General features: G+C 50.8%; 23 protein-coding genes. 17 read left to right on the top strand and 6 right to left on the bottom strand.

Features of this window, described 5'->3' with window-relative positions:
- The first annotated feature begins 46 nt into the window (after nucleotides 1–46).
- The 3 genes from lysS to H9I36_RS06225 all read left to right on the top strand — a co-directional run bounded on the left by lysS (nucleotide 47) and on the right by H9I36_RS06225 (nucleotide 3181).
- On the top strand, nucleotides 47–1642 hold the full coding sequence (gene lysS, locus H9I36_RS06235; RefSeq protein WP_187384511.1) for a lysine--tRNA ligase: 1596 nt from the start codon (nucleotides 47–49) through the stop codon (nucleotides 1640–1642).
- Between the two features lie 100 nt (nucleotides 1643–1742).
- Nucleotides 1743–2162, top strand: a complete 420-nt coding sequence (locus H9I36_RS06230; RefSeq protein WP_187384510.1) for a hypothetical protein — start codon at nucleotides 1743–1745, stop codon at nucleotides 2160–2162.
- Nucleotides 2147–3181: an SAM-dependent methyltransferase gene (locus H9I36_RS06225; RefSeq protein WP_187384509.1), complete on the top strand. Its 1035-nt coding sequence runs from the start codon at nucleotides 2147–2149 to the stop codon at nucleotides 3179–3181. The genes H9I36_RS06230 and H9I36_RS06225 overlap by 16 nt, the downstream gene beginning before the upstream one ends.
- Here the strand turns inward: H9I36_RS06225 and prmC are convergent.
- Together prmC and prfA are read right to left on the bottom strand one after the other, a co-directional pair.
- Nucleotides 3139–4179, bottom strand: a complete 1041-nt coding sequence (gene prmC / locus H9I36_RS06220; protein WP_187384508.1) for a peptide chain release factor N(5)-glutamine methyltransferase — start codon at nucleotides 4177–4179, stop codon at nucleotides 3139–3141. The two genes, H9I36_RS06225 and prmC, sit on opposite strands and share 43 nt — an antisense overlap.
- 32 nt (nucleotides 4180–4211) lie before the next feature.
- Nucleotides 4212–5303 (bottom strand): peptide chain release factor 1, encoded by a 1092-nt coding sequence (gene prfA, locus H9I36_RS06215; RefSeq protein ID WP_187384507.1) that lies wholly within the window; start codon nucleotides 5301–5303, stop codon nucleotides 4212–4214.
- A 184-nt stretch (nucleotides 5304–5487) separates the two neighbouring features.
- Between prfA and H9I36_RS06210 the strand changes: the two genes are divergently transcribed.
- The gene (locus H9I36_RS06210) at nucleotides 5488–6918 is read left to right on the top strand and encodes a prolyl oligopeptidase family serine peptidase (protein ID WP_187384506.1); all 1431 of its coding nucleotides are present in this window, start codon (nucleotides 5488–5490) and stop codon (nucleotides 6916–6918) included.
- 21 nt (nucleotides 6919–6939) lie between these two features.
- On the opposite strand, the gene H9I36_RS06205 is transcribed toward H9I36_RS06210, so the two are convergent.
- The gene (locus H9I36_RS06205) at nucleotides 6940–7896 is read right to left on the bottom strand and encodes a helix-turn-helix transcriptional regulator (RefSeq protein WP_187384505.1); all 957 of its coding nucleotides are present in this window, start codon (nucleotides 7894–7896) and stop codon (nucleotides 6940–6942) included.
- 102 nt (nucleotides 7897–7998) lie between these two features.
- Between H9I36_RS06205 and H9I36_RS06200 the strand changes: the two genes are divergently transcribed.
- Nucleotides 7999–8622: a peptidase E gene (locus tag H9I36_RS06200; protein ID WP_187384504.1), complete on the top strand. Its 624-nt coding sequence runs from the start codon at nucleotides 7999–8001 to the stop codon at nucleotides 8620–8622.
- 20 nt (nucleotides 8623–8642) lie between these two features.
- Here the strand turns inward: H9I36_RS06200 and mgtE are convergent, their stop codons facing one another.
- Nucleotides 8643–10022, bottom strand: a complete 1380-nt coding sequence (gene mgtE / locus H9I36_RS06195) for a magnesium transporter (RefSeq protein WP_187384503.1) — start codon at nucleotides 10020–10022, stop codon at nucleotides 8643–8645.
- 436 nt (nucleotides 10023–10458) lie between these two features.
- Here mgtE and H9I36_RS06190 point away from each other — a divergent pair, with 436 nt between their 5' ends.
- From H9I36_RS06190 to H9I36_RS06135, 12 genes are all read left to right on the top strand, one after another.
- Nucleotides 10459–11349, top strand: a complete 891-nt coding sequence (locus H9I36_RS06190; RefSeq protein WP_187384502.1) for an Rpn family recombination-promoting nuclease/putative transposase — start codon at nucleotides 10459–10461, stop codon at nucleotides 11347–11349.
- A 134-nt stretch (nucleotides 11350–11483) separates the two neighbouring features.
- A complete protein-coding gene (locus H9I36_RS13050) occupies nucleotides 11484–11693 on the top strand; it encodes a hypothetical protein (RefSeq protein WP_370586953.1) in 210 nt (69 codons plus the stop codon).
- A 515-nt stretch (nucleotides 11694–12208) separates the two neighbouring features.
- Nucleotides 12209–12919 (top strand): DNA-binding domain-containing protein, encoded by a 711-nt coding sequence (locus H9I36_RS06180; protein WP_187384501.1) that lies wholly within the window; start codon nucleotides 12209–12211, stop codon nucleotides 12917–12919.
- A gap of 117 nt (nucleotides 12920–13036) precedes the next feature.
- Nucleotides 13037–16228: a fibronectin type III domain-containing protein gene (locus tag H9I36_RS12905; protein ID WP_255422679.1), complete on the top strand. Its 3192-nt coding sequence runs from the start codon at nucleotides 13037–13039 to the stop codon at nucleotides 16226–16228.
- An 85-nt stretch (nucleotides 16229–16313) separates the two neighbouring features.
- Complete coding sequence (locus H9I36_RS06170) at nucleotides 16314–16649, top strand: hypothetical protein (protein ID WP_187384500.1); 336 nt, start codon at nucleotides 16314–16316, stop codon at nucleotides 16647–16649.
- A gap of 6 nt (nucleotides 16650–16655) precedes the next feature.
- Nucleotides 16656–16823 (top strand): four helix bundle protein, encoded by a 168-nt coding sequence (locus H9I36_RS06165; protein ID WP_187384499.1) that lies wholly within the window; start codon nucleotides 16656–16658, stop codon nucleotides 16821–16823.
- 184 nt (nucleotides 16824–17007) lie between these two features.
- Nucleotides 17008–18333: an aspartate kinase gene (locus H9I36_RS06160; RefSeq protein WP_187384498.1), complete on the top strand. Its 1326-nt coding sequence runs from the start codon at nucleotides 17008–17010 to the stop codon at nucleotides 18331–18333.
- Between the two features lie 63 nt (nucleotides 18334–18396).
- Nucleotides 18397–19170: a 4-hydroxy-tetrahydrodipicolinate reductase gene (dapB, locus tag H9I36_RS06155; RefSeq protein WP_187384497.1), complete on the top strand. Its 774-nt coding sequence runs from the start codon at nucleotides 18397–18399 to the stop codon at nucleotides 19168–19170.
- A gap of 148 nt (nucleotides 19171–19318) precedes the next feature.
- On the top strand, nucleotides 19319–19552 hold the full coding sequence (locus H9I36_RS06150) for an OadG family protein (protein WP_187384496.1): 234 nt from the start codon (nucleotides 19319–19321) through the stop codon (nucleotides 19550–19552).
- 18 nt (nucleotides 19553–19570) lie between these two features.
- On the top strand, nucleotides 19571–21649 hold the full coding sequence (oadA, locus tag H9I36_RS06145) for a sodium-extruding oxaloacetate decarboxylase subunit alpha (protein ID WP_187384495.1): 2079 nt from the start codon (nucleotides 19571–19573) through the stop codon (nucleotides 21647–21649).
- A gap of 11 nt (nucleotides 21650–21660) precedes the next feature.
- A complete protein-coding gene (locus tag H9I36_RS06140; protein WP_187384494.1) occupies nucleotides 21661–23091 on the top strand; it encodes a sodium ion-translocating decarboxylase subunit beta in 1431 nt (476 codons plus the stop codon).
- A 151-nt stretch (nucleotides 23092–23242) separates the two neighbouring features.
- A complete protein-coding gene (locus tag H9I36_RS06135; protein ID WP_187384493.1) occupies nucleotides 23243–24067 on the top strand; it encodes an ankyrin repeat domain-containing protein in 825 nt (274 codons plus the stop codon).
- Between the two features lie 292 nt (nucleotides 24068–24359).
- Here the strand turns inward: H9I36_RS06135 and H9I36_RS06130 are convergent, their stop codons facing one another.
- Nucleotides 24360–25724, bottom strand: a complete 1365-nt coding sequence (locus H9I36_RS06130; RefSeq protein ID WP_187384492.1) for a transglutaminase-like domain-containing protein — start codon at nucleotides 25722–25724, stop codon at nucleotides 24360–24362.
- Nucleotides 25725–25781: 57 nt separating this feature from the next.
- Complete coding sequence (locus H9I36_RS06125; protein WP_187384491.1) at nucleotides 25782–26855, bottom strand: mandelate racemase/muconate lactonizing enzyme family protein; 1074 nt, start codon at nucleotides 26853–26855, stop codon at nucleotides 25782–25784.
- Nucleotides 26856–26902: the final 47 nt, after the last annotated feature.

Here is a 26902-nt window from a genome sequence, read left to right as displayed (position 1 = left end):
GGGGTATTAAAGCCTCAGCACGAATATTTTTTAATAAGGAAATGTTATGAGCGTCGATAAAAAACTTTTGTGCCATTGGGCGGACCGCGTCGCGGACAATATCGTTTCGGAGCGAGGCGAGCGCGATTTGTATACCTGCGCTTCGGGTATAACGCCGTCGGGTACCGTGCATATCGGGAACTTCCGTGAAATCATCACGGTCGATTTGGTTGTGCGTGCGCTGCGCGACCGCGGTAAAAACGTGCGATTTATCTATTCGTGGGACGATTACGATGTATTCCGCAAAGTGCCCGCGAACATGCCGAATCAGGACGAACTGAAAAAATACCTTCGCTTTCCGATTACGATGGTGCCCGATACGACAGGGCGCGATGAAAACTACGCGCGCCATCACGAAGTCGATATCGAGCGGGAGCTCCCGAGAGTCGGCATTCATCCCGAATTTTTATATCAGGCTCAACGCTACCGCGAAAATCGCTACGCCGAAGGCATGAAAAAGGCGATGCAAAATCGCGAGCTTATTAAATCGTGTCTGAACGAATATCGCGACGACGCGCACAAGATGAAAGCCGACGAAGCGTATTGGCCTGTTTCGGTGTTCTGTTCGAAGTGCAATCGCGACACGACGGAGATCACCGGTTACGACGGCGAATACGGCGTATCGTACAAGTGCGAATGCGGACACGAAGCGGCGGAAGATCTCCGTACGTCGAAGGGCTTTAAGCTCGGCTGGAGAGTCGACTGGCCGATGAGATGGAACGAAGAAAAGGTGGTGTTCGAGCCGGGCGGAAAAGATCACGTGAGTCCCGGCGGTTCTTACGATACGGCAAAACTCGTTTCGAAAAAAGTGTACGGCTGGGATGCGCCCGTTACGATGAAGTACGATTTTGTCGGCTTAAAGGGGATCCCCGGAAAGATGTCGTCGTCGAAGGGTAAAGTCATCGCGCTCCCCGACGCGCTTTGCGTGTACCAGCCGGAAGTGCTGCGCTATATTTTTGCCGTCAACAAAGTCGATCACGAATTTGCGATCAGCTTCGACCTCGACGTCATCACGGTGTACGAAGCTTACGACCGCACCGAGCGCATCGCGTGGGGGCTCGAACAGGCGAAAAACGACGATGTCGCAAATCACGAAAAGCGCGTCTATTTGCTTGCTCAAGTGGAGCCCGAGCTGCCGCGTGTCATGCCCTATCAAATCGGCTTCAGAATGCTCACGACGCTTTTACAGACGTATTCCGGCGACATCGACGCGGTCATCGCATCTTTGGGCGACGTGCGGGACGAACAAAAAGAATGCCTCAAGAGGAGATGCGAGTGCGCGTGGTATTGGGTTACCGAATGCGCGCCGGAAGATTTTAAATTTGCGCTACGGCTCGGAAGCGGGGCGGTCGCGTTAAGCGACGTGGAAAAAGCGGTCGTCGAAAAGATGAAAAGCGATGTGCTGCCCTTTGTCGAAGAAAGCGGAGAGCAGGAGCTTTCGCAAAAGATCTACGACGCGGCCGTCGGATGCGGCATTAAGCCGAAAGAGCTTTTCGGCATTATGTATCGCGTGCTCATCGGTAAAGAGCAGGGACCGCGCCTTGCAAGCTTTATGAAGATCATCGGAAAAGAAAAGCTCGAAAGGATATTCGCGGAATATTGAGCGGAAGCGAGGTTTGCGATTTCACCGCGCGGAACTTCGCGCTTCGTGCTCGTTGCAAGTCGCGCGGGGAATTTCGCGCTTCGATGAGCGTGTTGACTATATGCAAAAAAACGGACATACTGTCCTTATGTGTGCCGCCGCTCGAAAATCGATTCGATACGACGATATCGGCAGAATAGACGCTCCGCAAATCTGCGCCCTGCCCGGCGTGCTCGACAACATAAGCAGGGAAGGCTGCAAAGTGCATTATCCTTTTCCCGTCGTCATAGACCTCGACAGCGATTATGAGATAAGGGTGATGCCCTCGCACATTTCGGGCGAAATGCACAAAACCGCTTTTACGCTGCTCTGTCATCCGCGCTGGGTAAAAGAAGACAGAGGCGCGACGGAAATCGGCTTCAGTATTCTCCGCTCTCCCGATTCCGTATACCTTTCCGAATATGTCGCAGGCCTTTCCGACGCTGCCGATGAACAAAGGGTCGAAAATCAAATCGTCGGCTCCGTATGCCAAGTAGTGTAAAAAAATTACCGGGCGCCGCATTTTTATCGTTTCCCGATATGTACGATATGCTCGTCTCCGAACTTCGCGAACGTTTTTTTTGCGATTTACGCGATTCCGTGCGATACGGAGATTTGCTCTATGTTCCGCATATCGATAATTTATTAATTAATAATTTTAAAGGCGATGCGAAAGAAAACGGAAATACGCTTTCGGAAAACGGCGATTCGAGTCTTTGCACGCCGTATTGGTGCCGCACGGCTATGCTTTCGCCTCTTGTGATCGGTTTCGATTCGATAGGGGATGCGGCGCACGCTCTTACCGATATGCAGCGCTCTTGGGCTCCGTATCAGTATCGTTTTTTTAGGCGCGCTTCGCTTATTCAGGAAAAACTTCCGTATGTCAATCTCAAAGAGCGCACCTTTCCCGCACGCATACCCGCGTCTCCCATCGGGTTGTATACGCTCATCGGAGAACATGAGATGCTTGCATCGGAAGCGACGACGAGTTTTTTGCCTGCCGGTGCGATCCGGTTTGCGGAAAATCACGAAGATCCGCCGAGCCGCGCATATTTGAAACTCTATGAAGCGTTGACGTTTATGCGGATTTTTTTCGGCTGTGAAGCGCCGTGTGCCGGAGAGCGCTGTTTCGATGCGGGTGCAAGCCCCGGCGGTTGGACGTGGGTGCTTGCAGGTTTAGACTGCACGGTGTTTTCGGTAGACCGCGCGGAGTTGGCGCCGGGTCTTATGACGCATCCCCGCGTCGAATTTTTAAAGCACGATGCCTTTACGCTCAAGCCCGAGGATGTCGGAGCGTGCGATTGGGTTTTCAGCGATGTGATATGCTATCCTTCGAGGCTTTACGATTGGATCGGCACATGGCTTTCAAGCGGGCTTTGCCGGAATATGATCTGTACGATAAAAATGCAGGGCGATATCGATTGGCAGCTTGTAGAAAAATTTGCAGTCATTCCCGACAGCCGTGTCATACATTTGAATTATAATAAGCACGAACTCACGTGGCTGCACTGCGGCAAATAAACGATGCCGCTTCGGCGGCCTGTCGTTGCGCGCGGCCTGCCCGACAGATCGCAGTGCGTTTCGACGCGGACGAAACCGGCTTTTTTCATCAGGTGAGCGGCTTCTTTTGCATTGTATTCGCCGCTTTCGAGAAAAAACACACCGCCTTGTGCGAGGCGCTCATACGCTTGCACTACGAGGCGCCTCGTGATCGCAAGACCGTCCGAGCTTTGCCTTCTTTCGCGCGTGCCGTCTGCGTCTCCGTCGAGGGCGAGAGCCGGATCGCCTCTTCCGTCTTTTAATAATTCCGTCACTTCATCGGACGGCACGTAAGGCGGATTTGCGAGTATCGCGTCGAAGAGGGAGAAGGGCGAAAGTGCATTCAGCAGATCGCCTGAGACGAATGCCGTGCGTTCGAACTGATCTTTTGTTAAAAGCCGTTCCGCGTTTTGCTTTGCGATTTCAAGAGCGTGGGAAGAAATGTCGGTAAGCGTAAGATCGCAAAAGATTCCGCACTCGTTCAATTCACGAGCTGCCGCGATACCGACGCAGCCGCTTCCCGTGCATATATCGGCGATGCGAAGCGTACCGTCGGTTTGCCTCCCTTCGTTTTGTTTCGTCGTTTCGGCGTTCTTTTTCGGCGCTTCGGCAGTCCATACCGCTTTGTCGGTACTCGTCATTTTATTTCGTACAAGCTCTTTGATGCTTTCGACCGCTTTTTCCACGAGCGTTTCAGTGTCCGGCTTCGGAACGAGTACGTCTTGTGTGACGATAAAATCGAGTTTATAAAATTCTTTGTGTCCCGTGATATAGGCGACTGCGAGTCCCGTTTTGCGAAGCGCGATTGCGGACATAAATGCGCCGTACTGCGCATCCGTCAAATCGTCATTCCGATGTGCGAGTAAAAAAGATTTCGAACACTTGATCGTATGCGATAAAAGAACGTCCGCATCGAGCGGAGCCGTCGGAGAATTTATTAATTTTTTTATCGCTTCGTCTCTTGCGTTTTTGATGGTCACGCTTTTGTTCCGCCGCTGTGCGTCCTTATCCGCTAATCGTGTGCGAGTTCGCTTACGTCCGCTTTCAGCTGCTCTTCTTTTGCGTACACGTTGAGTGCGTCGAGCATTTCGTCCATATAGCCGAGCATAAACTGGTCGAGCTTGTACAGCGTCAAATTGATGCGGTGATCGGTCACTCTGTTTTGCGGAAAATTGTACGTGCGGATGCGTTCGCTTCTGTCACCGCTCCCGACCATCGATTTACGCGCCGCATCCCGCTCCGCCCGTTTTTTGCTCTCTTCCAAATCGAACAAGCGCGCGCGCAAAACGCGGAATGCTTTCGCTTTGTTTTTGATTTGGCTTTTTTCGTCCTGCTGGATGACGACGAGCCCCGTCGGAATATGCGTGAGGCGTACTGCGGAATCCGTCGTGTTGACGCACTGTCCGCCCGGCCCGCCTGCCCTCATCACGTCGATACGCACGTCTTCCGGCTTGATGACGATATCGGTTTCGCTCGCTTCGGGAAGGACTGCGACCGTTACCGTGCTCGTGTGGATTCTCCCCTGCGCTTCCGTTGCGGGAACGCGCTGTACGCGATGTACGCCGCCTTCCCATCTGAGCGTGCCGTATACGAATTTTCCGGAAAGCGAAAACGAAATCTCTTTATAGCCGCCCACTTCCGTCGGCGTCGAATTCATAATTTCGTATTTCCAGCCTTTCATCTCCGCAAAGCGCGCGTACATTTCGTAGAGGTCGGCGACGAACAGCGACGCTTCGTCTCCTCCGACGCCGTTTCGTATTTCGACGATGATGTTTTTTTCGTCGAGCGGATCCGGCGGAATGAGTTTTAATTTTATTTTTTCTTCGAGCAGCGGCTTTTGTTCTTCGAGCGATTTCAGCTCTTCCCTTGCCATCTCTTTCAGATCGTGATCGTCTTCGTTTGTGATCAGTTCGGTATCGCTTTCAATGCCGTCGAGCATTTTTTTGTATTCGCCGTATAATTCCATGAGTTCGGAGAGATGACCGTGTTCGCGCATAACGTCTTTGTATTTTTCGACGTCTTTAACAAGATCGCCATCCATAACGCGCGCGCTTAATTCGTCGAAGCGTTTTTTGCAGTCTTCGAGTTTTTTCAGTAAATCCATAGCGTTCTATTGTATAGTTTCCGAACGATTTTTGCAATGAAACGAAAAAAACATGAAATGAAAAAATATCGAAAAAATTATTGATGAAAAATGTTTTCCGCCCCCTTGTTGTTTTTTACATACATCATCTCCGTCGCGGAGTTCGCTGTAGCGATACGTATGAGAATAGTATATACTTGATTTTATGAGCAAAGCTGATAAGATTTTTTTTGCGATATGTTTATTGCATTTTTGTCTCTTGCCGTTTGCTGCGGAAGAAGCGGACACGGTTACGGTTTTGACAGAAGCTGCGGAGCCTGCAAAAAATCGATACGTGCTTGTCGTCGGTGCCTACGATTGGGGGCCCGTCGCCGACACGGTGATAATGAATATCGACAAAACTTTTTCAGCCGATGCCGTCAGAGCGAAAGATTTTGAAGTTACGAAAATTTTCGCGCCGGAAGAGCAGGCGCGGCGCGGTTCCGGTTTTTCAAAAGGCGAGCGCGATGTTGTCGACGCGTATCTTTCCGACTCGCGTGGCAATAAAATCGAGGGCGAAGGAAATCATATAACGCTGAAACTTTCCGTTGAACCGGAGGAATCTTCCGGAAATCCTTTTATAAAAGCCGTCTTCTATACAGGGACGCTCTACGGTTTAAAAATTGAAAACGAAAAACTCGGCTTTACGATAAAAAAACGGAGTGCCGCCGTATGTCCTGAGGCTGCGCGCTTTACGATGTTCGATTTTACATCCGGCGATACGGATATGCAGTATGCGTTTTGGACGCCGACAAATTCCGATCAAAGCGATAAAAAAATTCCGTTGATCGTTTGGTTTCACGGTATAGCCGAAGGCGGCAATAATCCGTATATGCCGATTTTGGGCACGAAGGCGGTGAACCTCGCGGGGCAAAAAATTCAGTCGTATTTCGAAAACGGTGCGGCAGTCCTCGTTCCGCAAGCTCCGACGGCGTGGCTCGAATCGACAAGCAAGGGTGTTGGGGGAAAGCGGCTTTGGGTTCCCGTCGATATTGAAGGAACGGCAAAAAACATATTGAAGCCCTTTCTCAAAACAGCCAATGCTATTTTTAAAACCGATTTGAAAATCAAATCCGATAAAAAAAATCCCGTGGCAAGCGTTTCATATTACAGCGAGGCGGTAAAAAGATTGATCGACGAATGTATTGCAGAGCATCCGTACATCGACCCTGATCGCATATATGTCGGCGGCTGTTCGGCCGGCGGTTATATGACGCTCAATATGCTTTTGCAATATCCCGATTTTTTTGCGGCGGCTTTTCCCGTGTGCGAAGCGTATCCCGATAAAAAAATTACGGACAGCCAGCTCGGCGAACTTGCGAAAGTTCCGCTGTGGTTTACGCGGGCAAAAGACGACGACACAATTAAGATGGAAAAGTACGACGGCGCGACCGTATCGCGTCTGCGAGAATTGCATCCCGAAGATTTGCATTACGTCGTTTACGACAACGTCCTCGATCTAAGCGGCGCCTATAAAGACAAAAAAGGCAATCCGTATCGCTTTGACGGACATGCGTCGTGGATATACGTTTTGAACGACGATGTCGAAGATGGGGGCATAAAGCTGTTCGCGTGGCTCGCTTCACAGCGCCGCTGATACGTGTGCCGTAGCGACGCATTATGTCGGCGCTTTCTTTTCCGCTGTATACCGACGTGATAGTTTTTTCAGCCGTGCGGCAATGAGTTTTTTCAATGCCGCCGGTTTCACCGACAAAACGTTTTCTCCGTAACCGATAAAATACTGCGCGATAAACGCTTCTTCGCCCTTGTTATAAAAGCCTTTGACAATATAGCCGCCGTGTTCCGTATACAGCTGCATCGACGGATAGTGTTCTTTGTAAAAGAGATCGGCTCCCTTTTCCGAGACGGCGGCTTCGAATTCGACGGCGCCCTGAGTTTTGTACAGCGCATCGGTGCTTTTAATAAATTGTGAAAGAGGCTTCGCTTTTCGGCGATCGTTCTGTGTGAGCGACATAATTTTATCGCAGCGAAACACGCGAGGTTTTTTCGTTTCGAAATCGTAACCGGTCGCATACCACTGACCGTACGAAGCCGATATGTCGAAAAATTGAACGACGTATACGGTTTTTATGCCATTTTTCGCGTAGCTGACGGAACACACCCGCTCTTCGACGGCGGATCGTAAAACCTCGCGCAAAAAACGGCAGCGATGATTGTGGCGCACGGCGTCGAATGTAAAAACTTTTTCCATGCGGTGCAGCATCCGTATCTTTTCGGGCGCAAGACATCTTTCGAATTTTTCTTTCAGCTTATCGACGCTCAGATGAAAGGGCGTCGTTTCGTATGCTCGAAGCGTGCACATGGAAAAATAGAGGGCGAGCACTTCATCGAGCGTAAAAAGAATCGGAGACAAGAGCTTGTTTTGCAGTATGCGGTAAGCACCGTTTCTGCCGTGTTCGGCATATATCGGCATGCCGATGCGTTCGAGAGAGGCTATGTCGCGGAGCGCCGTGCTTTTCGATATGTCGTAGTGACGCATTATGTCGGCGAGTTTAAACGAATTTTTATCATTTAAAAAGAACATCATATCCTGCAAGCGTTCCGATTTGTTCACGATGCACTTCCCTGTAATAAGATTTTAAAGGTGTCGTAATATGACACCTTTTTTCAGTATACTGCGATCGTATGATAAAATACAGAGGAGTGTGATCATCGTATGAAAAAATTATTTTTATCTTCATCTTTTGTCGACGTTGCAGGACTGTTGCCGCTCTTTGAAAAAGAACTTACGGGAAAAACGGTATCGTTTATACCGACCGCGAGTACTGTGGAAAAAGTTACGTTTTACGTACAAGCGGGAAAAGAAGCGCTTGAAAGTTTAGGTATGATCGTCGATGTTTTGGACCTGTCGTCGGAAAATCCCGATGAGATCCGCCGCAGGATCGCTGTAAACGATTGCATGTACGTTTCCGGCGGCAATACGTTTTTTTTATTGCAGGAATTGAAACGGACGGGAGCCGATGCCGTCATCGTTCGAGCGGTACAAGACGGAAAGCTTTACATCGGAGAATCGGCAGGCTCGATCGTCGCGGCAAAAAACATCGAATACGCAAAAGCGATGGACTCAAGTGCAAAAGCGCCCGAATTGACGAATTTCGATGCGCTGGGTTTGACGGATTTTTATACGGTACCGCACGTCCGGAATTTTCCCTTTAAAAAATCGGCGAAAAAAATAATCGACGAATATTCGGCTTCGCTCAATTTGCTTGCGATCGCCAACGATGAAGCGATATTGGTCGAAGACGATGCTCTACGCGTCGAGCACAGGGCGCGAACGTGATCGGAACATAGGTGTTCACGCTATATGCCGAGCATTGCTTTGGTAATGCCGAAGTAAATCAAAAGCCCCGTGATATCGACGATCGTCGTGAGCGCGGGACTTGCGACGAGTGCGGGGTCGACTTTGAACGCGGCGGAAATAAGCGGAAGCGCCGCACCGATGATCGTTGCGGAGATAACCTGTACGGCGAGCGCGAACGCAATGGCAACTCCTATCTGTACGAGGGTGAGAGAGGCGGGGATGGTCGTACCGCCGCTCATAAGATTGACGCGCAAAAACGCGATCGCTCCGAGTACGAGGCCGAGCATAAGCGAAATGCGGAGCTCTTTCCATACGACGCGCAGTATATCGCTCTTGTCGATTTCTTTGAGCGCGAGAGCTCGAACGATAACCGTGGCGGCTTGGCTTCCGGTATTGCCTCCCATATCGGTGAGCATGGGAATGTAAAACGTGAGGAGCATAAGGTGTGCGATCGTGTTTTCGTATGTCTGCAGTACTGCGCCCGAAAAAAAATCGAATATTGCAAGTATGACCAGCCAGATGACGCGCCGTGAAAAATGCGCCCACGCGGACGTGTTCAAGTACGACGTTTCCTGATGTTTTCCGGTGATCGCCATAAAGCGTTCCATATCTTCCGTACGCTCTTCTTCGACGACATCCATCGCGTCGTCGTGCGTGATGATGCCGATGAGGAGCCCTGAGCTGTCGACGACGGGGAGAACGAGAAGGCCGTATTTCGTTATCGTAAACGACGCTTCTTCCTGATCGGCGTCCGCAGTGATTTCTCCTGCCGGCTCTTTTTTTATCGAAGCCAGGGTCGCTGTAGGTTTTGCCAAAATCAAATCGGTGAGTGTTACATAGCCGCACAGTTTTCTTTCTTCGGTAAGTACGAATATGATCGATACCGCTTCCCTTTGCGCGCCTTCAAGCCGTATGCGGTTGATCGCTTCCTGTACCGTAAACGATTCGGGGAACGCGACGTAATCGGTCGTCATAACCGATCCTGCCGTTCCTTCGGGGTAAGACGAAAGCTGTTTGATTTCGTCGCGCTCTTTTTGCGCGAGGAGCGGGAGCACTTCGTCGAGCCGGTCTTCCGAAATCGATTTTGCGAGGTCTGCGCGTTCATCCGGCGGCAGGATTTTGAGCAGCCGTGTGAGTTCTCCGTCGCTCAAAAGCTCTGCGGTTTCCGATTGGAGCGTATCGGGAAGTTCGCGGAAAATATCGATCGCCGTACGCGGATCGAGCTTTTTGAACAGGTGATATATCTCTTCAGGCTCCAAACCTTCGATGAGTTCGGCATCTTCCGTCGGGTGACGGGTACTCAAAAAGCGTGCGACATCGGCATACCGTTCTTCTTTGACGAGGGTTTCGATGTCGGGCGAAAGCAATTCTGTCTGCATGTGAGGCCTCCGAAGCTATGAGATTGAACCTATGATAAACGGTTTGCGCGTCGTATTATAGCATAAAACGTATAAAAAGAAAAATATTGTACGATAGAAAAAGCAGGGCTTTATCCGTAAAATAGATTTTAAAGGGGAAAGCCTTCCCCTCGCGCGCACTCCGTTGCGCGCTGCCCCTTCCGGCGGGGACACCCCGCAACGCCCCGTCCTCCGCACAGCTTGCCGCGCAGGAATCTTTTTCAAAAAAACTCCGAAATCGCAATATCTTAGCGATATATAGTAGGGAGGTCGATAAAAAGCATCGGCTGAAATAGCGCCTCCGCTTTTTATCTCGAGTTTGCGTTGCAAACTCGCCGATTGAACGTGTGCGCTCGCGCGCACAGAAAAAACTTTTTCGGAAGTTACAACTTCCTGCAAAAGTTTTTTGAGAGGTCTTATGGCAAAGCATAATCGGCGGTATAAGGATTCGGTCTTCGTCGATTTTTTCGGCGAAGATAAAAACGCAAAGAGCAATTTTCTCTCGCTCTACAATGCGCTCCACGGGATTCACCTCGACATATCTGCCGAGCTTGAGCCGCTCCGTCTCGAACAGGTGATGTATATGGCTTTCCGCAATGACGTCGCCTATCTCATAGATGACAAAATCATCGCTCTCGTAGAACATCAAGCTACTGTAAATGCTAATATGCCGCTGCGATTTTTACAGTATGCCGCCCGCCTGTACGAGCAAATCCAAAATCCGCGAGACCGCTATCTCAAGCACCTGAAAAAGATTCCGACACCTGAGTTTTACGTATTTTACAACGGGAAAGAGGATTACCCCGAAAGCACGACGCTCCGTCTTTCCGATGCCTTTATGACTATACCCGAAAAGCCTGCTCTCGAACTTGTTGTCAGCGTGACAAATATCAATTATAATAAAGGCAGTAAGATATTGCATACATGTAAACCGCTTGAAGAATACACGCTGTTCATCGAAGCCGTGAGGCGACATACCAAGCTCGACAGTGAAAACGGCTTTAAGAATGCGATCAAAGAGTGCATACAAAACGATATCCTGCGGGAGTATTTACAACGGAAGTCAAAGGAGGTGATGAACATGTTAATTGCCGAATACGATTACGATGTCGATATCGCCGTACAGAAAGAAGAAGCGCTACAGGAAGGCGAAGCGAAAGGTTTTTCTCTTGGGGTTACACAGGGCATTTCCGAAGGCTCATATCAGGCGAAACTTGAAACGGCGAAGCTTATGCGAATGCACAACTATCCGATTGCCGAAATCTGCACGATGACAGGCCTCACCCAAGCGGAAGTTGAAGCTCTTTAAAGTAACCGCTGTTCATCGAAGCCGTACGCAAGCATACGAAGCTCGACAGTGAAAACGGCTTTAAGAATGCGATCAAAGAGTGCATACAAAACGACATCCTGCGGGAGTATTTACAAAGAAAGTCAAAGGAGGTGATGAACATGCTCATAGCCGAATACGATTACGATGTCGATATCGCCGTGCAGCGGGAAGAAGAACGGGAAATTGCATTGAAAGAAGGCGAAGCGAAAGGCTCATATCAAAAAGCGATTGAAACGGCGAAGCTCATGCGAACGCATAACTATCCGATTGCCGAAATCTGCACGATGACCGGCCTCACCCAAGCTGAAATCGAAAAGCTGTAACCGCAGTCTCATACGGTGCCGGCTCGGCGCACATCGTGTTTTCCGCAGTTGTAGCGTATATGGTCGCATTGCCGCGAGACCGTCCCGCATTCCATCATTACCGCTTGCCCATCAATTATCCATTACCCATTACAAATTATCAATTATTAATGCCTTTACTTTTCCGCGCATACGGCATATACTGTAAGCGATGAAAAACGTATTTGCAGCGTATAAGTCGTACGGGGTACTTGACACGCATAGGCACATCGCGCAAAATTCACGGCTTCACGGCTTCACGGCTTCACGGCTTCACGGCTTCACGGCTTCACGGCTTCACGGCTTCACGGCTTCACGGCTTCACGGCTTCACGGCTTCACGGCGAACTCTCTTTAAATAAAATCAGACAGCTTTATCTCATATTCTGCGCGCGGAGCGGAAATACTTTCTCCGCGCGTTTTGCCGTTTCCCCTTCATTGTTTGTATGCCGCTTTCCGTTCGCGGAAGCGGATGGTTTCATACAAGAGGAGGTTGGTATGTTGAAGTATGCATTGCGCGAAAACCTGCTGACGCCGGCGCCTGATAAGTATATGGCGCAGACAGCGGATGTGAGATCGTACACGCTTGACGAAATCATCAGCTTGATGATGGAAAAGGGTTCGTCGGTAACCCGAGCGGATGCGGCGGCGGTACTGCAAGTGTACGGGGAAGTGTGCGCCCTGGTCATAGCCAACGGCAGCGCGCTCAATACGCCGCTTTTCAACACGAGTATGAGTATTTCGGGCGTCTTCGACGGAGCGAACGACGCTTTCGACAAAAAGCGTCACGCGGTAAACCTCAATATGACGGCGGGAACCCTCCTTCGCGATGCCCTGCAGGAAGTGAAGTGCGAAAAAACGCAAATTGCAAGCACCGATCCGTACATCACCGAAGTAAAGGACGTCGTATCGGACACGGTAAATACGGTACTGACGAAGGGCGGTATCGTGCAGATAACGGGGAGCCGCCTGAAATTCGACGCGAAAGACGAGTCTCAGGGTATCTTTTTCGTGCCGGAAACGGGAGAAGCCGTGCGCTGTTCAGTCATCGCCGAAAATAAGCCCGCCCGCCTTACGGCGCTGATACCGAACTCGCTTTCGGCGGGAACGTATTATGTGGAAGTAAGGACAAAACTTGCCGAAGGCGGAAAACCGCTTAAAGCGATGAAAGCCGGACGTTTTGCAAAGCCGCTTACCGTTACGGCATAAGTGTAGGCATCCTGCACGCATAGGTGTAGGGTGCTTACACACATAGGTGTGGACACCTTACACGCACAAGTGTAGGCAGCCTACACGTATAGGTGTAGGTAATATTTAGGAGACAATATGAAGACGAATCGAAAAAAACGTTTTGCGTTTTTCCGTCAGGTTGCGGCGGCTTTTATCGCGCTTGCCGCAGTATTTTTGCTTGCAGGCTGTCAGCAAAATGCCGAAACGCCGGCACAGCCGCCGAAGGATACGAGAGCACCTGCCGAAGTTGCAAACTTTACGGCGACGCCCGGAAGTGCAAGCGTCGTCAATTTGAGCTGGAAAAACCCTGCCGACGACGACCTTTACCTGGTCGAAATCACAGCAAACCCCGCTCACGGCTCGCTTAAAACTGCCATATACCTTGCGGCGGAAAAGGGGAAAGACGTAAGCTATAGTGCGGACGCTTTGAGCGCCGACACGGAATACACTTTTACGGTAAAGACCGTTGATAAATCGCTCAACAAAAGCGCAGGCGTAAGTAAAACGGCACGTACGCAAAGCGCATCCGTACCGGGCGCCCCTATGACGATTACGCTTACGCAAAGCCCCGCGACCCCTACAAACGGAAGTGTTACGGTAACGGTTACATCGAGTACGTCGATACAGAGCGCCAAATGGTCGCCGGGCATAAAAACCGTAGATGAAGTTTTGGCAAACGGTACCGCTATCTCGGGCGGAAGCTTTACGGTAAGCGATAACGGTACCTATACGGTCGCCGTAGTCGATAACGACGGAAGACGTGAGATAAAGACGATCACGATCGGCAATATAGACAAAACTCCGCCTGCCGAAGTTGCAAACTTTACGGCGACGCCCGGAAGTGCAAGCGTCGTCAATTTGAGCTGGAAAAACCCTGCCGACGACGACCTTTACCTGGTCGAAATCACGGCAAACCCCGCTCACGGCTCGCTTAAATATGCCGTTTGTCTTGCAGCTGAAAAAGGCAAGGATGTAACTTATACCGCAGAAAGTTTAAACGCCGACACGGAATACACGTTTACGATAAAGACGATAGACAAGTTGCTCAACAAAAGCGCAGGGGTAAGCAAAACGGCACGTACGCAAAGCGCATCCGTACCGGGCGCCCCTATGACGATTACGCTTACGCAAAGCCCCGCGACCCCCACAAACGGAAGTGTTACGGTAACGCTTACATCGAGTACGTCGATACAGAGCGCCAAATGGTTGCAGGGCGTCAAAACCGTAGATGAAGTTTTGGCAAATGGTACCGCTATCTCGGGCGGAAGTTTTACGGTAAGCGATAACGGCACCTATACGGTCGCCGTAGTCGATAACGACGGGAGGCGCGAGATAAAGACGATCACCGTTTCGAATATAGACAAAACGCCTCCTTCGAAAGTGAAAAACCTTTCGGCAGCCTACGCTTCGGGAAGCGGGAAGATCACCGTAACGTGGACGAACCCCGCGGACGCCGACTTTGCAGGATGCGTTTTGCGCTGGAAAAAAGGTGCGGGAAGCGAAACGGAAGTGCCGATCGCAAAACCCGACACAAGCTATGAAATGACGGGCATACTTTCCGACGGCAGTGTGTATGAGATTTCCGTCGCCGCAAAGGATGCGGTCGGAAACGAAAGCGAAGAACTTACCGCTACCGTTACCGCTTCGGTGAGACCTTCTTTAAGCACCGTTTCGTTGAGCCGTACGCACCTTGCCTATAACGATACCGACCGTACGATAACGGCAGTTCTTACCGGAAGCAACTTCGGCCTTATCGGAAGCCAAAGCGACCCGACGGTAAAGGCGGGCGTCTTCGACGGCACTACGCTCATAGGCGGTCTTCAAAACGCTGCTGTAGATGCCGCACACAACAAGGCGACGGTAACGCTTACCGCTCCGGCTCTTTCTGGAAGTCAGGCGACTGCAGAGGGGAAAACATATACCGTAAAGGTAAAACTCTGCGGAAGTTATGAAAGCGTTACCGAAGCCTTTGTCGTCTCCAACGAAGCGCGTCTTACCGCCAATCCCGAATTGAGCGTAACGCAGATAGCGTCGAGCGCGGTAACGCCTTCGACAAAAACGAAAATCACGATACAGGGGGTAAATCTCGATATTGCAGGCGGTATCAAAGTCCGGCTCTACGACAGTACCGGAGCCGCTTACGGAAGCGCCGTACCGATCGATACGACGCATACGGGCAGCACGCTTACAACGCTGACGGCGGACATCCCCGTTCCGTCGGACGAAGATTTTTTTACGGCGAAAGTGTTTTTCGGCGAAACCGTTCAAACGTCACACGATGGGAGTGTCTGGGGTCTCTGGAATCCGGTGATTCGAGTGTACGGCAGTCCTAAATTCACATCGTTTAGGATTCCGAATGCGGGAACTTCCAAAGAAGATTCTCTTTTAACGGCGACCGTAAAGGGTGTGAACTTCACAGCGCCCGGAATCAGCGCATCGAGTTTTTCGGTAAGTTGTGCAACGTCTTCGATCACAAACGGTGCAGTCTTTACCGTTATTAACGACCGCACACTGAAAGTAAGCCTTACCATACCGGGTGCCGCGGGAAGCTACACGGTTACGGTAAGCTCCGGAAGCGCAAGCAAAACGGGCACCTTTACCGTAAAAGACTATAGTCTCTGGACGCCCGGAAAAATCGTCCTTGCGGATAATACGGCAGTCGATAAAGACGGCTTTACGGCAGTAGATCCGGGCAATCCGCCCGTTGCGGTCGTCTGTGGGAAAAACGTATATGGTGCTGCGATCGGCGTCGCGCTGCACAAGGGCGGTCCTTTGCGGTGGGCAAAAAGCGGTACGACGGGTTACGGAACGTACTTCAGAGGGATCGTCTGCACGCCGAGCGTATATAACCAAAGCGGAGCGGCCGCTATGACGGCTTTTACGGGAGATGAGGACGGAAGCGACAACTGGGACTATATATGTTCGGCCGACCCCGAAGGAACGGCAAATGCTGCCGTGAATTACCCTGCCTTCGATTGGGTACTGAAGTACAATACGGCGTATGAGGCGCAGCTCGGATCGGCACGGCCCGCGTGGTATATGCCGAGCATAGCAGAACTTTGCCAAGTGTATAAAAATAAGGAGGCGGTAAATGAAAGTCTTTTAAAAATCAGCGGTTCGGCTTCTTCCTATGCGGATGCAAGTCTCGGGACGGGGTGGTACTGGTCGTCGTCGCAGTATTCCTACAGCGATAAGGATGCGTGGCTTGCGGATTTCGGCAGCGGCTACCTTAGCGGCTACTACAGCAAGTACGGCAATAACGATGTGTGGTGTATAGCCGGCTTTTAACGTGAGCGGAGCGAACGTTAACTATTTAACTGTTTAAGCAAACCGGCACCGCCGGTTTGCTCGGAGAAAAATTTGGAGGAAAACTATGAATGAAATTTTTAAGATGGATAACGATCTCTCAATACGTGGAGATGTTCTTAATGATGGTATGGAAACAAAGTATGATTTTGCTTTTTGTGATAAAGAAAGCAAGCAGTTTGGGAAAGTTACTATACGATGTGAAAATTTTCAGAGTATTGATGAAAATAGTGATAGAAAAATAAAGGCTGCTGCTGAACTATGTAATGATAATCTTGCCGATTGGTGGAAGGTCTATAAGGCGTATGCTGATTTAGAAAATCGCAAAGAATGGGAGTCATTACTTCCTTTGGCAATTTCCACTTTTTATGATATGCAAAAGAGCAAGAACATAAATACTTGAATTAGTATGGCACTGTATTACGAACTTCCGATCTTTAAAGACGTCTATAAGATGACCCTGCGTATCTTTGAGCTTACGGCACATTTTTGCCGTGAATACAAATTTACATTGGGGCAGGACTTAAAGCGCGATTGCATACTGCCGGTGCGGAACATCTGCGGTGCAAATAAGTGATGGACTTTCATATACCGGTCGGATGCCTGAACCTGCAGTGCCAAGGTGCTGCAGGTCTATGTTGCCATCGACGAGCTTAAAGTAAAAACAAAAACCTCTGAATTATCTCTGTACCAAATTAAACAGTAAAAGCAGTGCCGTCCGCAAACTTGCAAAAGACTGCGCGCATTGTTATAGTACAGCTATGATAGTTATGAAATTCGGCGGCTCGTCAGTCGCAAATGCGGAGCGCATCCGGCATGTCGCATCCATTATTAAAGCGTATCAAAAACGCAGGCCGGTCGTCGTGCTCTCCGCGATGGGCGATACGACCGATCATCTCCTCGAAGCGGCCGATAAAGCGCTCGGCGGAGTCGTAAGCATGGAACAGATCGCTTCTCTTCATTTTGAAACTTTGCGCGAACTCGGATTGCCGAGCGGCACGATTGAAGATTTAATAAACGAATTGACGCAGCTTTTGACCGGCATTTCGATGATAAAAGAATTGACAAAACGCACGCGCGATTATCTCGTGTCCTTCGGAGAGCGCATGTCGGTGCGTATCGCCTCTGCTTATTTGACGAAAGAAGGGATTCCCGCTTTACCTTACGATGCATGGGATATCGGCATCGTAAGCGACGGCAATTTTATGTCGGCGGAACTCCTTGATGAAGTGTGGCAATCGATACCGGAGCATTTGCATGCATACGCCTCCGGAAAAGACGAGCGCATTCCGGTCGTGACGGGTTTTATCGCAAAAGACAAAAGCGGCAATATTACGACGCTCGGGCGGGGCGGAAGCGATTTGACTGCGACGATCATAGGGGCTGCGGCGGGTGCGGAAGAGATTCAAACGTGGAAAGACGTCGACGGCATCATGACGACCGATCCCCGCATCTGTCCCGACGCCAAGCCGGTACGCGAAGTAACGTACGAAGAAGCGCAGGAACTTGCATTTTTCGGCGCGCAAGTGCTGCATCCGCGTTCGATGCTCCCGTGCCGCCGCACTGCAACTCCCGTCCGCGTAAAGAATTCGTACAATATCGAAAGCCCGGGTTCGATCATCGTCGAAACGCATAACGGAAAAGCTTCTCCCGTCTGCGCGATCACGGGCGTCAAACACGTAACGCTCATCGATATCGCTTCGACGCGCATGCTCGGCGCGGTCGGCTTTCTTGCGCACATATTCAATCAGTTTTTAAAATGGAATATCAGCATCGACGTGATTGCGACGAGCGAAGTATCCGTTTCGCTGACGGTAAATACTAAGACCGATCTTTCGGGTTTGATCCGCGATTTGAGCGACGTCGCCGAAGTGCGGACACGGAGCGGAAAAGCGATCGTGTCGATCATCTGCGACGCGCTGCATTCTTCGGCGATCCTCGCGGCGGGATTTAAAGCCTTGTCGGATGAAAATATCAACGTGCAGATGATCAGTCAGGGTGCGAGCAAAGTGAATATCAGCATGATCGTCGACGACGAAGAAGCCGATAAAACCGTGCGCGTACTGCACAAAGCGTATTTCGCTTGACCTTCGGCGTTTCGAACCCGAAGGTTGATCCGTAAATTAATAATTAATAATATTGGAGTATGTATGAATATTGCGATCGTCGGCTACGGAAAGATGGGGCACATGATTAAAAATGCTGCGGAGCGGCTCGGCCACCGCATCGTTCTTACCGCAGATCCCGCAGCTTCCGATGCGGATGTAAAACCCGCTTCGGCGGAAGATACGGCTCGTGCGGTAAAATCCTCCGGAGCCGAAGGCGTCATCGAGTTCAGCCGGCCGTCGGTTGCCGTCGAAAATATGCACTCGCTCCTTCCGCTTTCGATCCCGCTCGTCGTCGGAACGACGGGTTGGACGGAGAGTCTTCGGGCTGTGGAAAAACGCGCCGCAGATACGGGCGGCGCTTTACTCTATTCGTCGAATTTTTCCATCGGCGTCAATATGTTTTACAAAATCGTCTCCGAAGCCGCCCGCCTTATGAAAAACTGTTCCGACTACGACGTTGCGGTGTGGGAAGCGCACCACAATCAAAAAGCCGACAGCCCGTCCGGTACGGCGCTTGAAATCGCACGGCGCATTATGGCCGAATATACGGCGAAAACGAAAATCGTCTCCGACTCTTTTCACCGAAAACCCGAAGAAAACGAACTGAGCCTTGCCAGTACGAGATGCGGTTCGAATCCCGGAGAGCATACCGTGTTTTTTGACGGACTGGCCGACACGATCGAACTTACGCACCGCGCTCGAAGCCGAGAGGGATTTGCTTTCGGCGCCGTCCGTTCTCTCGAACGATTTTCTTCCGCGTTGAAAACCGGAACGCTGCAAAAAGGCCGCGTATATACCATGCAGGATATGTTTTAGCTGCGGCTCCCGAAGACCGGATACCCTGCTATCGGTACAACGCGACACACCGGCCGGCTTGAAAAAAAGGACGCTTTACTCTAAAATCGTAATAATCGTTTTTTAAAATCAATAGGTATTGCGAGTGCAATACCGCGTTGGAGGAAATATGACAATAGCTGAAATGCTTCAGCAGAGCGGCATACTGACGCTGCTCGGAATGGGCGTTGTATTCTCTTTTCTTATTATCATGATTTTGTGCATGCATTTGCTTCACGTCGCACTTCATGCGCTCAAACTCGATAAAGAAGAAAAAAAAGAAGCCGCGCAATCTCCCGCACCCGCACCGGCGAGGCACGACGACGCAGTTATTGCTGCGATCGCTGCCGCCGTTCACAAATAAATCATCGAGGAAAACACTATGGCAAAGAAAGTCCAAATCACGGAACTCGTTTTACGCGACGCACATCAGTCGCTGCTCGCAACTCGTATGACGACTGCGGATATGCTTCCCGCATGTCCGATGATCGATAAAATCGGCTACTATTCCGCCGAAGCATGGGGAGGCGCGACCTACGATTCGTGCATCCGCTTTTTAAATGAAGATCCGTGGGAACGCCTGCGCAAACTTCACGCGGCGATGCCCAACACGAAGATCATGATGCTGTTGCGCGGTCAAAACCTTTTGGGATACCGCCACTATGCCGACGATGTCGTCGATAAGTTCGTCGAAGCCGCCGCAAAAAACGGTATCGGCATTTTCCGCATTTTCGATGCGTGCAACGATCCGCGTAACCTCGAACGTTCGGCGAAAGCCGCAAAAAAAACCGGCAAACACGTGCAGATGGCGATTTCCTACGCGACGACGCCGTATCACACAAAAGAAGTGTATGCCGATCTGGCCAAGCGCTATGCCGAATTCGGTGCCGATTCGATTTGTATCAAAGATATGTCGGGTTTGTTAAAACCCTTTGAAGCCTACGACCTCGTTAAGGCGATCAAAGCGAAAGTCGATATGCCGATCGAAATTCACTCGCACTCGACGACGGGCTTAAGCGTTGCGACGCTTTTGAAAGCGTCGGAAGCGGGAGCCGATGTCCTCGATACGGCTATCTCTTCCATGGCGATGGGAACGTCCCACAGCCCGACGGAAACCGTCGTCGAAATGCTCAAAGGTTCCGAATACGATACGGGACTCGACACGAAAGCGCTCCTCGAAATCGCGGCGTATTTCCGCGACGTGCGCGAACACTATGCGTCCCTCGAATCGAAATTCCACGGAGCCGATACGCGTATCCTCGTTTCGCAGGTCCCGGGCGGCATGCTTTCGAACCTCGAAAAGCAGCTGAAAGAGCAGGGCGCGGCGGATAAAATCGACGACGTATTGAAAGAGATCCCGATCGTGCAAAAAGACGTGGGCTATGTGCCGCTCGTAACTCCGACAAGCCAAATCGTCGGTACGCAGGCGGTGTTCAACGTGCTTTTCGGACGCTATGCACGCCTTACGCAGGAATTCCGCGATCTCCTCACCGGAAGATACGGAGCGACGCCTGCTGCGGTCAACGGCGATTTGCAAAAAGAAGCGCTCAAGCAAAACAATATGGACTCAGTCGTTACGTGCCGCCCCGCCGACCTCATCGCAAACGAATGGGATAAATGTGTCGAAGATGCAAAAAAAGCGGGCGGCGACGGAAGCGACGAAGACGTTTTGACTTACGCGATGTTCCCGAAAGTCGCCGAAAAGTTTTTCAAAGAGAGGTCAAAGGGACCGGTCGATGCGCAAAAAACTTTCGGCGCAAAACCCGCTTCCGAAAGCGCTCCTGCAAGTGCGCCGAAATCGGGATCCTACACGGTAAGCGTAAACGGCACTCCCTACTCGGTTACCACGAGCGCGGGAAGCGATACCATCATTGTAAACGGTACGTCGTATAACGTTTCGTTCGGCGATGCCGCCGCATCTTCGGCGCCCGCGGCCGCACCCGTCGTTACGGGCGGCGCCGATATCAAAGCTCCGGTTGCCGGAACGCTTTTGCGCTATGTGGCGCAAAACGGCGCCGAAGTAAAAAAAGGCGACACCGTTTTGATGATCGAATCGATGAAGATGGAACTCGAAGTAAAAGCTCCGTCCGACGGAAAAATAAACTTTATCGCACAGCCGGGCGCTCAGATTGCGGCGGGACAAGTTATCGCAAGTCTCGGAGGCACCGTCGCGGCGGCCCCGGCTCCGAAGCCCGCAGCAGCTGCTCCCGTACCGAAAGCTGCTCCCGTTTCTCCTGCCTCTCCGACGGGCGGAAAACCCGTGAACGCGCCGGTTGCCGGAACGCTTTTGCGCTATGAAGCGGCTGAAGGCGCTCAGGTGAAAGCCGATACGACGGTTATCATGATCGAGTCGATGAAGATGGAATTGGAAATCAAAGCGGGTGCGGCCGGAACCGTTCACTTCCTCGTTCAGCCGGGCTCTCAGATTACGGCGGGTCAGGCGCTCGCTGAAATCAAATAAGGGAAGGCAGTATGAATACGACAAAACCAAGCACTCGTCATATCCTTATTACGCTGTTTTTGATGCTCGGCATCGCATCGGTCTTTGCCCTTGTGCGTCCCGCGGCGTTCGCTCAAAACACACACGAAGAGCGCGCGTCGTTCCGCACGATAAATACCGCAAAGATTAAAAATTCCGAGGGAATCAAAAATATCGATGTCGGAACTTTTATCGAAAACATTTGGGAAAATACCGGCATCTATCAGATGATCCACACGAAAACCGTCGCGGAAAGGGCAGCGGAACAGGCTGCCGCAGCTGCATCCGCGGCAAAGCAGGCGCACGATCCCTTTGCGGGAGCGCAGGTTCCCGCGTGGTACAGCCTCATCATGATCGCGATCGGATTTTTAATAATCTATCTCGGAGCCGCGCGCGGCTTTGAACCGCTTCTTTTGATTCCGATCGGTTTCGGCACCGTCTTTGCGAACATCCTCGGAGCGGGCATGATAGAAGCGCCTCACGGTATGCTGCACATCATCTATACGGCGGGCGTCGGAAACGAATTTTTCCCGATGCTCATCTTTATGGGAATCGGCGCCATGACGGACTTCGGCCCGCTCATCGCAAATCCGAAAACCGCGCTTCTCGGAGGAGCTGCCCAGCTCGGCGTCTTTGCGACGATGTTCGGTGTCGCCCTTTTCAATTTGATTCCCGGCGTCGATTACAATATGCTTCAGGCCTGTGCCATTTCGATTATCGGAGGGGCTGACGGTCCGACGACGATCTACGTCGCAGGAAAGCTTGCCCCCGAAATGATGGCCGTCGTCGCCGTCGCCGCGTATTCGTATATGGCGCTCGTGCCGCTCATCCAGCCGCCCATCATGAAACTGCTGACGACGCACCACGAGCGGCGCATCACGATGCCCCAGCTTCGCCCCGTTTCGCGCACCGAAAAGATCATGTTTCCGATCGTGCTTCTCATCCTGACGATTTTGCTTTTGCCGCCTGCGGCACCGCTCATCGGCATGCTCGCCTTCGGAAATTTTATTAAAGAAGTCGGCGTCGTCGAACGCCTTTCAAAGACGGTGCAGAACGAATTGATGAACATCGTTTCCATTTTGCTGTCGCTCGGCGTCGGCGCTCAGATGACTCCCGAAAAGATCATCAATCCGAGTTCTCTCGGCATCATCGCGCTCGGCCTCATCGCATTTATCATCGCGACGATCGGCGGTCTTTTGATGGCGAAGCTGATGAACGTCTTTTTGCCGAAAGATAAAAAGATCAATCCGCTTATCGGATCGGCAGGCGTTTCCGCCGTTCCGATGGCTGCGCGTGTTTCGAATAAAGTCGGTATGGAATTCGATCCGTCGAACTTCCTGCTCATGAACGCGATGGGACCGAACGTTTCAGGCGTTATCGGAACCGCAATCGCGGCCGGCGTCTTTATCGCAACGTACGGTTAAGACCGTGCGCGATGCGCACTGTAGAAATTAATAATCAATAACATCGGTTTTTGCCGATCGAAGGGCTGTCGAAAAAGAAGGGACTTTTTGGGCAGCCCTTTTGCTTTTGGGAAAAGCTTCAAAGGCGTGCAGTTTGTATGCGGGGGCTCTCATGATAGTGTCATATTTGTTTTTTGCATTTGTTATTTTATGCGCTATATGCGGTACGGTTATCCTCTTGGGAATCATGCTTTTTCGAAAAAACCGTATTGCCGGTATTATTACGATGATTCCGGGGATAACGCTTGCGATTTGTATGTTATGTTTTACGGGAGAATTTATTTCCGACATCATAAAAGAAGTAAAACCCGGAATTTGGCCGATGACGGACGATGACAGATTTTATGAAGCGGTAACGGATTCTTCTACGGAAAAAATGGCGGATATGCTTGCAAGAGGACATAATCCGAACAAAATGTCGCGAAACGACGGATATAATCCATGGCCATATCATAATCCGCTCTGGATAGTAATTCAAGAAAAGGATACCGACACTGCGTATGAAAAAGCCGAATTGTTGATTAAATACGGAGCCAATTTGAAAACGCGGCCTTTTGTCGCGCATGTCCTCTTTTCGTCGAGGATACAATCGGAAAAATTTCCGAATCTGCATTCTTCCCGTGCTTATTCGGGAATCGAAGAGAAGAAATTGATCCCTTGGTTGAAATTGCTTTTGGATAACGGCGCGGATATCGACGCGCGAGTGTATGGATGCGATATCGCTCTGTGGGATTGGAATTACAGGCGGCAGGCCAAAAGAAACGGATATACGGCATTGAATATTGCGATACGGGAAAATGCATTCGTCGTAGCGGATTTTCTTATAACGCACGGTGCTGTTTTTGATGAAAAAACGGATGAGTGTGTAGAAGCTGCGACAAAGCTCAGCGGCTCGAATGCGATGGAGCAATATATTTCCGGCTTGTTGCATAAATGATATCGTATATCTTTTTCCGAAGATCGAAAAATCGTATGGATGTCCGGATTTCCGATACTTTTGTCCATGGTGCCAGAAACGGAGCTGATGTATGATACGATGTTTATTGAAAAATCAATGTACCGGACTATACGTATGTTTTTTATCGCTTTGAATGCCTGTGCGGCTTTGTTCGCCTTGCCAAGTCCGTTCGTATACGCCTTGCTTTCCTTCCGATAGTTTTACACGTAAAAAAACGCTCGTTTGCATGATAGGCAAACGAGCGCCGTATTTTCGAAAAGTCTTTCGCGTCTTATCGCTTTTGAATCGCGACGGCTTCCGCTTTTGCATCGAATTCGTCGCCGAATAAATTTTTCCCGTTTACCGCAGCTTCGCCCGTTTGGTTGTCGTAGGGATCGTTTCTGAGGTTTCCGGCGGAAAGCGCAAATTCATGCTGAAAGTCGGATGCGAGCGGGATCCGGTACGGATCGATATTGCCGAAATAATAATTCCAGCGGTTCATATCTTTGTGACGGTACGCCGATCCTCCGAAAGAACAATCCGCAAAAAGCCAGCCGTACGGTGCGATATAAAACTGCGCCCAGTCGTGATTTCCGACGCGGAGCGGCGTCGCGTACAATCCCGCTTGCCAACGCGCCGGAATGCCCGCGTATCTGCAGAGCGTGATAAACAGCAGCGCTTGAATACCGCAGTCGCCTTTTAATCCCGATGCGACGTATTCGGATATGGCGTCGATCGTGATATAGCTTCGCACAAACGAATACATGACGTGCGTCGTAATGTAATCGTATATTTTCCGCGCTTTGACAAGCGGATTCGTTTCTTCCCCGATGATTTCCGTCGCGAGCGTCTTTATGTACGGCGTAAAGCGTATGTGCGGCGCCTGCTCTTCCGTATAGAACGTCGGTTGTGCGTCCGATACGTTTTCCGCCGAGAGTTCCCTATACTCGATGTGATTTTCGAATTCGTATTCGACTGAAAACTTTTTGCACTCCGATGCGGGAGAAGTAAAGCAGACGGTGCGCTGCGGGTAATCGCTTGCGGCGATGTAATCGGGTTTCGGAGACGTGCCGAGCAGTTTAAAATTTTTTACCTGTGCGTATTCGACGGGAACGGGTATGTGAACGCACAGCGCATCGGAAGCTGCGACGGATGACGATGGCACTTCAAGCGTACTTTTGATGCGGAAATAATACGTCAGCCGTCCTTCTTTTTTTATCTCGTCGATCGCCGTATTTAAAAGCGCAAAGTTTGCCGCCGAATCGTCGAAATTTTCGGGATGAATACAGCGCGAGGCGAAGTCCTGCCGCGTCTTTACCAAGTTGTCGATAAAGAGTTTGTGCAGGTACACGATACCGTCCCGGTAAATCCATTCGACGGCGTTTTCCAGCCACAGGCGGCGGAATTCGCTTTCCGTAAAATCTTTAAAAGTATCCTTTAACAACGCAAGCGCTTTTTCCTTCGGATACGGATATTGCTGCGGAATGCGCCGGACGATCTCCCGCTCGAGTTCAAGGCGTTTTCGAAGCGCGTGCGGAATATCCTTTTGCAGTTTGTGTGCGATGCATTCATCGAGCGCTGCAAAATCGCCGTGCCATTTTAATTTTTGTACGTCTTCGGGAAGCGGTACTTCCAAATATTTCAAATCGGAATACATAAGTCCTATATCTCCTCGTGCTGCGGCAGTATCGATTCTGCTCGAATCCCGCAGCGCTTATTTTTCCAAACCTTTAAAACCGAATCCGGGCTCTTCGGCAAGCGTTATACGGTTCGCGTTTTCTACGTGCATGCCGCCTTTAAAGGGCAGTGCGCTTAAAGAAAAGGTTGCATCGAGATCCGCACGCGTAATATTTTTTACCGCCGCTCCGAGACTTGCGGCTGCGGTAACGCCGACGTTCGTCTCTTCGACCATGCAGCCGAGCATACATTCGACGCCGGCCGCTTCGCATATCGCGTTGATTTTAAGCGCTTCTCTGATGCCCCCGCATTTCATAAGCTTTATGTTCAGCACATCGATCGCTCTGCGCTCTATGAGGTGCAGCGCATCGTGCGACGTAAAACAGCTTTCGTCGGACATGATGAGTACGTCCGTGTGCTTGGTGACGTATTCAAGACCGGCGATATCGTAGTAGGGGACGGGCTGTTCGACGAGTTCCAAATCGTATTCGTTTAAGTGTTCGATGATCCTGACGGCGTCTTTTGCAGACCAGCCTTGATTTGCATCGACTCGTATTTTGACCTGCGGACCGACGGCACAGCGGATCGCTTTGACGCGCGCGACGTCGTCTTCCAAATTCGTGCCGACCTTCGTCTTTATCGTCGTAAAGCCCTTTGCAACCCAATCTTTCGCTTTTGCAGCCATCGTTTCCGGCGTATCTATGCCGACGGTGATATCGGTTTCGATGTAATTGTTTAAGCCGCCGAGCAGCTTGTACACGGGCATACCGGCCGATTTTCCGAGTATGTCGTAACAGGCGATATCGACTGCGGCTTTTGCGCTCGGCGCGTGCGCTTGCGATTTTCCCATCGCCCGGTAGATCGATTCCAAATCGCGCGGATCGAGCCCGATCAGATCGCTTTTCATGATTTCAATACCGGCGACCGTCCCCGGAAGGTTTTCTCCCGTTATTAAAATTCCCGGAGCGCCTTCGCCGTATCCGACGACGCCTTCATCCGTTTCGACGGTGACGATCGCGCTCTTCGCATGCGTTATAACGCCGAGCGAAATGCGGAACGGCTCTTTGAGCGGTACTTCCACCGCCTGAACTTTGATATCGGTGATTTTCATATTTCCTCCATAAAAACTTTTGCAGGATATTTTGATACAGGATGTTT

The sequence above is a fragment of the Treponema sp. Marseille-Q4130 genome (genome assembly GCF_014334325.1).
In the GTDB taxonomy this organism is placed as follows: Bacteria; Spirochaetota; Spirochaetia; order Treponematales; family Treponemataceae; genus Treponema_D.
This window is presented reverse-complemented; position numbering and strand designations above follow the sequence as displayed.

What these genes read in the sequence shown, in the direction of transcription:
- H9I36_RS06200 (WP_187384504.1), top strand. Translation starts at nt 7,999, where the DNA reads ATGAAAAAATTATTTTTATCTTCATCTTTTGTCGACGTTGCAGGACTG.
- H9I36_RS06190 (WP_187384502.1), top strand. Translation starts at nt 10,459, where the DNA reads ATGGCAAAGCATAATCGGCGGTATAAGGATTCGGTCTTCGTCGATTTT.
- H9I36_RS06170 (WP_187384500.1), top strand. Translation starts at nt 16,314, where the DNA reads ATGAATGAAATTTTTAAGATGGATAACGATCTCTCAATACGTGGAGAT.
- H9I36_RS06150 (WP_187384496.1), top strand. Translation starts at nt 19,319, where the DNA reads ATGACAATAGCTGAAATGCTTCAGCAGAGCGGCATACTGACGCTGCTC.
- H9I36_RS06160 (WP_187384498.1), top strand. Translation starts at nt 17,008, where the DNA reads ATGATAGTTATGAAATTCGGCGGCTCGTCAGTCGCAAATGCGGAGCGC.
- H9I36_RS06180 (WP_187384501.1), top strand. Translation starts at nt 12,209, where the DNA reads ATGTTGAAGTATGCATTGCGCGAAAACCTGCTGACGCCGGCGCCTGAT.
- H9I36_RS06165 (WP_187384499.1), top strand. Translation starts at nt 16,656, where the DNA reads ATGGCACTGTATTACGAACTTCCGATCTTTAAAGACGTCTATAAGATG.
- H9I36_RS06135 (WP_187384493.1), top strand. Translation starts at nt 23,243, where the DNA reads ATGATAGTGTCATATTTGTTTTTTGCATTTGTTATTTTATGCGCTATA.
- prfA (WP_187384507.1), bottom strand. Translation starts at nt 5,303, where the DNA reads ATGGATTTACTGAAAAAACTCGAAGACTGCAAAAAACGCTTCGACGAA.
- oadA (WP_187384495.1), top strand. Translation starts at nt 19,571, where the DNA reads ATGGCAAAGAAAGTCCAAATCACGGAACTCGTTTTACGCGACGCACAT.
- H9I36_RS06130 (WP_187384492.1), bottom strand. Translation starts at nt 25,724, where the DNA reads ATGTATTCCGATTTGAAATATTTGGAAGTACCGCTTCCCGAAGACGTA.
- lysS (WP_187384511.1), top strand. Translation starts at nt 47, where the DNA reads ATGAGCGTCGATAAAAAACTTTTGTGCCATTGGGCGGACCGCGTCGCG.
- dapB (WP_187384497.1), top strand. Translation starts at nt 18,397, where the DNA reads ATGAATATTGCGATCGTCGGCTACGGAAAGATGGGGCACATGATTAAA.
- H9I36_RS06230 (WP_187384510.1), top strand. Translation starts at nt 1,743, where the DNA reads ATGCAAAAAAACGGACATACTGTCCTTATGTGTGCCGCCGCTCGAAAA.
- H9I36_RS13050 (WP_370586953.1), top strand. Translation starts at nt 11,484, where the DNA reads ATGAACATGCTCATAGCCGAATACGATTACGATGTCGATATCGCCGTG.
- H9I36_RS06210 (WP_187384506.1), top strand. Translation starts at nt 5,488, where the DNA reads ATGAGCAAAGCTGATAAGATTTTTTTTGCGATATGTTTATTGCATTTT.
- mgtE (WP_187384503.1), bottom strand. Translation starts at nt 10,022, where the DNA reads ATGCAGACAGAATTGCTTTCGCCCGACATCGAAACCCTCGTCAAAGAA.
- H9I36_RS12905 (WP_255422679.1), top strand. Translation starts at nt 13,037, where the DNA reads ATGAAGACGAATCGAAAAAAACGTTTTGCGTTTTTCCGTCAGGTTGCG.
- H9I36_RS06125 (WP_187384491.1), bottom strand. Translation starts at nt 26,855, where the DNA reads ATGAAAATCACCGATATCAAAGTTCAGGCGGTGGAAGTACCGCTCAAA.
- H9I36_RS06140 (WP_187384494.1), top strand. Translation starts at nt 21,661, where the DNA reads ATGAATACGACAAAACCAAGCACTCGTCATATCCTTATTACGCTGTTT.
- H9I36_RS06225 (WP_187384509.1), top strand. Translation starts at nt 2,147, where the DNA reads ATGCCAAGTAGTGTAAAAAAATTACCGGGCGCCGCATTTTTATCGTTT.